Annotated in this window: 7 protein-coding genes and 1 tRNA gene; 5 read left to right on the top strand and 3 right to left on the bottom strand. The window is 73.8% G+C overall.

The annotated features are described in order from the left end of the window. The 3 genes from H5J29_RS15775 to argS form a co-directional block, all read right to left on the bottom strand. Positions 1-936 (bottom strand): homoserine dehydrogenase (locus H5J29_RS15775; protein WP_312858255.1); only part of this gene is annotated, 936 nt, incomplete at its 3' end. Positions 937-1,015: 79 nt separating this feature from the next. Continuing rightward, the gene (gene lysA, locus H5J29_RS15770; protein ID WP_181781717.1) at positions 1,016-2,458 is read right to left on the bottom strand and encodes a diaminopimelate decarboxylase; all 1,443 of its coding nucleotides are present in this window, start codon (positions 2,456-2,458) and stop codon (positions 1,016-1,018) included. Continuing rightward, on the bottom strand, positions 2,455-4,098 hold the full coding sequence (argS, locus tag H5J29_RS15765; protein WP_181781716.1) for an arginine--tRNA ligase: 1,644 nt from the start codon (positions 4,096-4,098) through the stop codon (positions 2,455-2,457). The genes lysA and argS overlap by 4 nt, the downstream gene beginning before the upstream one ends. A 116-nt stretch (positions 4,099-4,214) precedes the next feature. On the opposite strand from argS, the gene H5J29_RS15760 reads away from it, so the two are divergent. The 5 genes from H5J29_RS15760 to H5J29_RS15740 all read left to right on the top strand — a co-directional run bounded on the left by H5J29_RS15760 (position 4,215) and on the right by H5J29_RS15740 (position 6,891). Beyond that, a complete protein-coding gene (locus tag H5J29_RS15760; RefSeq protein ID WP_181781715.1) occupies positions 4,215-5,003 on the top strand; it encodes a thioredoxin-like domain-containing protein in 789 nt (262 codons plus the stop codon). After that, a complete protein-coding gene (locus tag H5J29_RS15755) occupies positions 5,000-5,704 on the top strand; it encodes a DUF305 domain-containing protein (RefSeq protein ID WP_312858254.1) in 705 nt (234 codons plus the stop codon). The genes H5J29_RS15760 and H5J29_RS15755 overlap by 4 nt, the downstream gene beginning before the upstream one ends. Before the next feature lie 58 nt (positions 5,705-5,762). Beyond that, a tRNA-Arg gene (locus H5J29_RS15750) sits at positions 5,763-5,834 on the top strand. Positions 5,835-5,869: 35 nt separating this feature from the next. Further along, positions 5,870-6,265, top strand: a complete 396-nt coding sequence (locus tag H5J29_RS15745; RefSeq protein ID WP_181781714.1) for a sensor histidine kinase — start codon at positions 5,870-5,872, stop codon at positions 6,263-6,265. Next, a complete protein-coding gene (locus H5J29_RS15740) occupies positions 6,253-6,891 on the top strand; it encodes a response regulator transcription factor (protein WP_181781713.1) in 639 nt (212 codons plus the stop codon). The genes H5J29_RS15745 and H5J29_RS15740 overlap by 13 nt, the downstream gene beginning before the upstream one ends. The last annotated feature ends 126 nt before the right edge of the window (positions 6,892-7,017 follow it).

Genomic DNA, 7,017 nt, shown 5'->3' with positions numbered 1-7,017 from the left:
GGCGGTGGGTGCCCCGCCGGCCCCCTGGCCGTAGAACATGAGCTGACCTGCGGCGTCCGCCTCGACGAACACGGCGTTGAAGGCCTCGTCGACGCTCGCCAGCGGGTGCGCCAGCGGGATCATCGCCGGGTAGACGCGGGCCGAGACCGACTCCGGCGCCCCCCCGGATCCGGGGACGCGCTCGCAGATGGCGAGCAGCTTGATCGCGCAGCCCAGGCCCTCCGCGGCGGCGATGTCCGCGGCGGTGACCCGGCGGATGCCCTCGCAGTGCACGTCCGCCGCGGTGACGCGGGTGTGGAAGGCGATGGTGGCGAGGATCGCGGCCTTGGACGCGGCGTCGTAGCCGTCGACGTCCGCGGTGGGGTCCGCCTCGGCGTACCCGAGCCGGGTGGCCTCGGCGAGCGCGTCGGCGTAGCCCGCGCCGGAGGCGGCCATGGCCGAGAGGATGAAGTTCGTGGTGCCGTTGACGATCCCGGCGACCCGGGTGATCCGGTCCCCGGCCAGCGACTCGCGCAGCGGGCGGAGCAGCGGGATCGCGCCGGCCACGGAGGCCTCGTAGTAGAGGTCGACGCCCGCCGCGTCGGCGGCCTCGGCCAGCGTGGCCCCGTCCTCGGCGAGCAGCGCCTTGTTCGCGGTCACCACCGACTTGCCCGCCTTGATGGCCTGCAGCAGCAGCGTGCGCGCGGGCTCGATGCCGCCGACCACCTCGACGACGACGTCCACGTCCTCGCGCGCGACCAGCGCGGCCGCGTCCGTGGTGAGCAGCTCCTGGCGCACCCCGGGGTGCCGGTGCGGGCGGCGGACCGCGATCCCCGCGAGCTCGACGGGCGCGCCCACGCGGGCGGCGAGGTCCGCGGCCTGGTCCTCCAGCAGCCGGACGACCTCGGTCCCGACGGTGCCGCAGCCCAGCAGCGCGACCCGGACGGGCCTGTTCACCGACTCACTCACCACGGTCGGATCATCCCTGCTCCGCACGCGGGCGGACAGCCCGGGGTGCCCACGCTCACCCGGCACCTCACGGCGCGACCTCCAGCCGGAACTGGTCCTCCTCGGTCTCGCGGCGCAGGATCACCCGCGCCTCGCCCTCCCGCACGGCGACGACCGCGGGCCGCGGCAGCCGGTTGTACGAGCTGGCCATCGAGTAGCAGTACGCGCCGGTGGCGGCCACGGCGAGCAGGTCACCGGGCGCGAGGTCGGCGGGCAGCCAGCAGTCCCGCACCACGATGTCCCCGGACTCACAGTGCTTCCCGACGACGCGGGACAGGACCGGGCGGTCGCCGTCCGGCAGCGAGTCGACGGCCGACGCGCGCGACACGAGCCTGCAGTCGTACTCGGCGTCGTACAGCGCGGTGCGGATGTTGTCGCTCATCCCGCCGTCCACCGAGACGTACCGCCGGGACCCGACGCCGAGGGGCACCTCCTTGAGCGTGCCCACCTCGTAGAGCGTGATCCCGCCCGGCCCGGCGATGGCCCGCCCGGGCTCGACGGCGATGTCCGGCACGTCGAGCTCCTCGGCCGCGCACTCCTTCTTGACGATCGTGCGGAGCTCCTCGGCCAGCGCGGGCACGCTGAGCGGGTCCTCGTCCGGCCGGTACGCGATGCCGACGCCACCCCCGAGGTCCAGGGTCGTGAGCTGAGGCAGGTCCCCGTGCTCGCGGTGCAGCTGCGCCAGCAGCCGGACGACGCGGTGCGCCGCCACCTCGAAGCCCTCGGTGTCGAAGATCTGGCTGCCGATGTGGCTGTGCAGCCCGACCAGCCGCAGGTTCGGGGCCTTGAGCACCCGGCGGGCGGCCTCGGCGGCGTCGCTCCGCTCCGCGCCCGCGATCGAGAACCCGAACTTCTGGTCCTCGTGCGCGGTCGCGATGAACTCGTGCGTGTGCGCCTCGACGCCCACGGTGACCCGGATCATCACCGGCTGGACCACGCCGCGCTCGCCCGCGACCGCGTCGAGCCGGGTGATCTCGTGGAACGAGTCGAGCACCACGCGGCCGACCCCGGCCTCGACGGCCTGCGCCAGCTCCGCGACGGACTTGTTGTTGCCGTGCAGCGCGATCCGCTCGGCCGGGAACGCCGCCCGCAGCGCGACGGCGAGCTCGCCGCCGCTGCAGACGTCGAGGCTCAGCCCCTCCTCCGCCACCCAGCGCGCGATCTCCACGGAGAGGAACGCCTTGGCCGCGTAGTGCACGCTCGACGCCCCGAACGCCGCCGCGAACTCGGCCGCGCGGGAGCGGAAGTCCTCCTCGTCGACCACGAACAGCGGGGTGCCGAAGCGCTCCGCCAGCTCGGTCACGGGCACGCCCGCGACCTCGAGCACGCCGTTCGCGGCGCGCGAGGCGTTGCGCGGCCAGACCGCCGGGGCCAGGTGGTCCAGCTCGGCGGGGCTGGTGGGACGGGGTCCCGCGGTCTCGGGCGGGGCCTGGATGCCGCCGTGCAGCGGGCCCGCCGGGTGCGCCCTCACATCCGCTCCGGGGCGGAGACGCCCAGCAGGGCCAGGCCGTTGCCGAACACCTGGCGGGCCGCGACGCACAGCCCCAGCCGCGCCCGGTGCAGCTCGGTGATCTCCTCGTCCCCCATCGGCAGGACCCGGCAGGAGTCGTAGAACTTGTGGTACGCGCTGGCCAGCGACTCGAGGTAGCGCGCGACCCGGTGCGGCTCGCGCAGCTCGGCGGCGGAGCGCACCACGTCCGGGAACTCCCCGATCGTCCGGATCAGGTCGCCCTCGCGGGGGTGCTCCAGCAGCCCGTACCCGGTGCCCGGCGTGAGCCCGACGTCCGCCGCGTTGCGCGCCAGCGACGAGAGCCGGGCGTGCGCGTACTGGACGTAGAAGACCGGGTTGTCGTTGCTGCGCTTGACCAGCAGGTCCAGGTCGATGTCCAGCGACGAGTCCACCGACGAGCGGATCAGCGAGTACCGCGCCGCGTCCACGCCCACGGTCTCGACCAGGTCGTTCATCGTGACGACGTTGCCCGCCCGCTTGCTCATCCGGACCGGCTGGCCGTCCTTCACCAGGTTGACCAGCTGCCCGATCAGCACCTCGACGACGGCCGGGTCGTCCCCGAACGCCGCCGCGGCGGCCTTGAGCCGGGCGACGTAGCCGTGGTGGTCCGCGCCGAGCATGTAGATGCACAGGTCGAACCCGCGGGCCCGCTTGTCCCGCAGGTAGGCGAGGTCGCCCGCGATGTAGGCGGGGCGCCCGTCGCTCTTGATGACGACCCGGTCCTTGTCGTCCCCGTAGTCCTTCGAGCGCAGCCACCAGGCGCCGTCCGCCTCGTAGAGCGCGCCGGAGTCCTTCAGCTGCGCGACGACGCCGTCGACCGCGCCGGACTCGTGCAGCGAGTTCTCGTGGAACCAGACGTCGAAGTCCGTCCCGAAGTCGTGCAGGTCCTGCTTGATCTCGGAGAACATGAACCCGACGCCCACGCGTCGGAAGATCTCGTCCTGCTCCGGCGAGCCCAACGCCGTCGGCTCGGCCGCGACCACCCGCCCGGCGATCTCGGCGATGTACGCGCCGCCGTAGCCGTCCTCGGGGGCGGGCTCGCCCTTCGCCGCCGCGACCAGGGAGCTCACGAACCGGTCGATCTGCGCGCCCGCGTCGTTGAAGTAGTACTCGCGGGTGACCTTCGCGCCGCGGGCGGACAGCACCCGGCCGAGCGCGTCCCCGACGGCGGCCCAGCGGGTGCCGCCCAGGTGCAGCGGGCCCGTCGGGTTGGCGGAGACGAACTCCAGGTTGACGTTCCGGGCGGAGTACTCGTCCCCGTTGCCGTAGCCTGCGCCCGCGGCGAGGACCTCGCCCACCAGGGCGCCCTGGGCGTCCGCGGCCAGGCGCAGGTTCAGGAAGCCGGGGCCCGCGATCTCGGCGGACGCGATGCCGGGGGCCTTGGCGAGCTCCTCGGCGAGCCAGCCCGCGAGGTCCCGCGGGGCCACCCCGGCCTTCTTCGCGGTCCGCAGCGCGACGTTCGTGGCGTAGTCGCCGTGCTCCGGGTTGCGCGGTCGCTCGACGCCGGTGTCGGCGGGGAGGGCGGCGGGGTCCAGCCCTCGGGCGTCCAGCACCGCCAGGGCGGCGGTCCGGACCAGGTCGGCGAGCACGTCGGGAGTCACCGTAGAAGGATAGGAGAAGCCGCTCACGGGTTTCTCAGGTGGCTTTCCTAGACTCCAGGGCCGCGGCGACCGCCGAACGGGTGACGGTCGCGTTCCCCCGACGATCTGGACGGTCCATGGCCAGCGGCAAGCAGAGCAAGGCGAACAGGAACAAGGGTCGCAACTCGGTGGTGGCCCAGAAGTCCACCCCGTGGGGCCTGATCGCGGGCATCGTCGTGGTCGTCCTGTTCGCGGGGGCGATCTTCGGGTACGCGGTCCTGCGCGGCAACGAGAACAGCGCCGCCCAGGAGGCCCTCGCGCCGTGGACGCCGACCGACACCAACCGGGACCCGTCGCTGACGATCCCCGGCATCGTCACGGACAACTACACCGGCAGCGGCCAGGGGCACGTCCAGTCGCCGACGCGGGTCGCGTACACCCACTCGCCGCCCATGGGCGGGGACCACGACTACGTCTGGGCCGCGTGCTCCGGCGTCGTCTACGAGCAGGCGGTGCGCTCCGAGCACATGGTCCACGCGCTCGAGCACGGCGCGGTCTGGATCGCGTACAACCCCGACCAGGTCGCCGGCGCGGCGCTCGAGACGCTGCGCGGCAAGGTCGAGAACGAGACCTACCTGACGCTGTCGCCGTACCCGGGCCTCGACCAGCCGATCTCGCTGCAGTCGTGGAACCACCAGCTCAAGCTGAGCGACGCGAACGACCCGCGGATCGACCAGTTCATCACCGCGCTGAAGCTCAACCGGTACACCTACCCGGAGATCGGCGCGACGTGCGCGCCCAACGGCTTCAGCCAGTCCTCGCCGCCGCCCTTCGTCCCGGCCCCCTCCGTCGACCAGATCGACGGCACGGCGGTCGTCGCCGAGCGTGGCGCGGGCGCCCCGGCGGGCAGCACGGCGGGTCAGTGACCATCACCGACACCGATCCGGAGGCGGCCCCGGCCCGCGACGAGCCGCGGTGGGTGCGCCCACTCGTGGTGATCGGGGCCGTGGTCGCCCTCCTGCTCCTCGGCGGAGCCGGGGGGCTCCTGCTGGGCATGCGGGACTCCCCCGCCGCCACGTCCACCCCCGCCACGGACTCGGTCGACGTCGAGTTCGCCCAGGACATGACCGTGCACCACCAGCAGGCGGTCGAGATGGCCGCCTGGGCGCGGGACCACACCACGGACCAGGACATCCGCACGCTGGCCTTCGACATCGAGTCGACCCAGAACACCCAGATCGGCCGCATGCAGGGCTGGCTCGCGCTGTGGAACGCCTCGCCGTTCCCCGTCGGCAGGCCGTACATGACCTGGATGCAGGGCGAGGGGCACTCGATGGGTGCCATGACGGGCGCGGCGGGCGCGAACCGGATGCCCGGGATGGCCTCGACGGAGGAGCTGGCCGCCCTGCGCGCGGCCCAGGGGTCCACGCTGGACGTACTCTTCCTCCAGCTCATGCTGCGCCACCACCAGGGCGGCACGGACATGCTGTCCGCCGCGGCGGACACCGCCTCGGTGCCGGACGTCCGGAACCTGGCGGCCCAGATGCTGGCCGCGCAGGGCTCGGAGTCCCAGCTGATGACGGACATGCTGGCCCAGCGCGGCGCCCAGCCCCTCCCGATGAACTAGGCGCAGCGTGTTGTAGGGTTCTCCTCGCAGCCACGGGAGACCGTGGCAGGGCCGCGAGGCCCCCGTAGCTCAGGGGATAGAGCACCGCCCTCCGGAGGCGGTGGCGCAGGTTCGAATCCTGCCGGGGGCACCCACAGCGTCACCAGCCGGATCGTGCAGGGCGTGATGCCCGCGCTGCTGCTGGAGCGGGGGCTCGGCGCCGCGGTCCGCGACCTCGCCTCCCGCAGCCCGCTGCCCGTCGACCTGGCGATCGACCTGGGCACCGAGGCGAGCGAGCGGGTCCCGGAGTCGGTCGAGAGCACCGCCTACCTCGTCGTCGCCGAAGCGCTCACCAACACCGTCAAGCACGCCTCCGCCGAGCGGCTGGGGATCACCCTCGACCGGCACGTCGGGCGGCTCCGCCTGCACATCGCGGACGACGGCGTCGGCGGGGCCGCGCCGACCGGCGCCGGTCTGCAGGGGACGATCGACCGCGTGACCGCGCTGGAGGGCTCCGTCCGGCTCGACAGCCCGCCCGGCCACGGGACCCGGCTCACCGTGGAGATCCCGTGCGGGTCGTGATCGGCGAGGACGAGACCCTGCTGCGCGAGGGTCTGCAGCTGGTGCTGGAGCGCGAGGGGTTCGAGGTCGTCGCCGCGGCGGCCGACGCCGACGAGGTCGTCGCCGCCAGCGCCCGGACCGCACCGGACCTGGTCCTCACCGACCTCCGGATGCCGCCCACCCGGACCGACGACGGGCTCCGCGCCGCCCAGCGCATCCGCGCCGCCCGACCCGGGACCGCGGTCGTGGTGCTGTCGCAGCACCTCAACGGCCAGTACGCGGCCGAGCTGCTCGGCGACGACGCCACGGCGGTCGGGTACCTGCTCAAGCAGCGGATCGCCGACGCCGGCAACTTCTGCCGGGACCTCCGGCGCGTCGCCGAGGGCGGGATCGCCCTGGATCCCGAGGTCGTGACGGCCATGCTGACCCGCCGCGACGACGCCGTCGAACAGCTCAGCCCGCGCAGGCGGGAGGTGCTCGCGCTCATCGCGCAGGGCCGCAGCAACGCGGCGATCTCCCGGCTGCTGGGCATCTCCGAGAAGTCCGTCGTGGCCCACACCTCGGGGATCTACGACACCCTCGGCCTCGCCGCCGACGCGGACGACCACCGCCGTGTCCTCGCCGTGGTCCGCTACCTCACCCGATAGCTCGAGACGGCCGCCCACCCCTCCGAAGAGCGGCCGCCTCAGCTGGTGTCGACGCCCGGCCGCGGTAACGGCGGGGACGGTCGGGTCGAGCCCCGGTCGGGGCGGTTCGGGGGAGGTGGGGCGAGC

The sequence above is a fragment of the Pseudonocardia pini genome (assembly GCF_013870575.1).
Classification (GTDB): domain Bacteria; phylum Actinomycetota; class Actinomycetes; order Mycobacteriales; family Pseudonocardiaceae; genus Pseudonocardia; species Pseudonocardia pini.
This window is presented reverse-complemented; position numbering and strand designations above follow the sequence as displayed.

Excerpts from the sequence above, each read along its gene's own strand:
- H5J29_RS15760 (WP_181781715.1), top strand. The coding sequence starts at position 4,215 with ATGGCCAGCGGCAAGCAGAGCAAGGCGAACAGGAACAAGGGTCGCAAC.
- H5J29_RS15745 (WP_181781714.1), top strand. The coding sequence starts at position 5,870 with ATGCCCGCGCTGCTGCTGGAGCGGGGGCTCGGCGCCGCGGTCCGCGAC.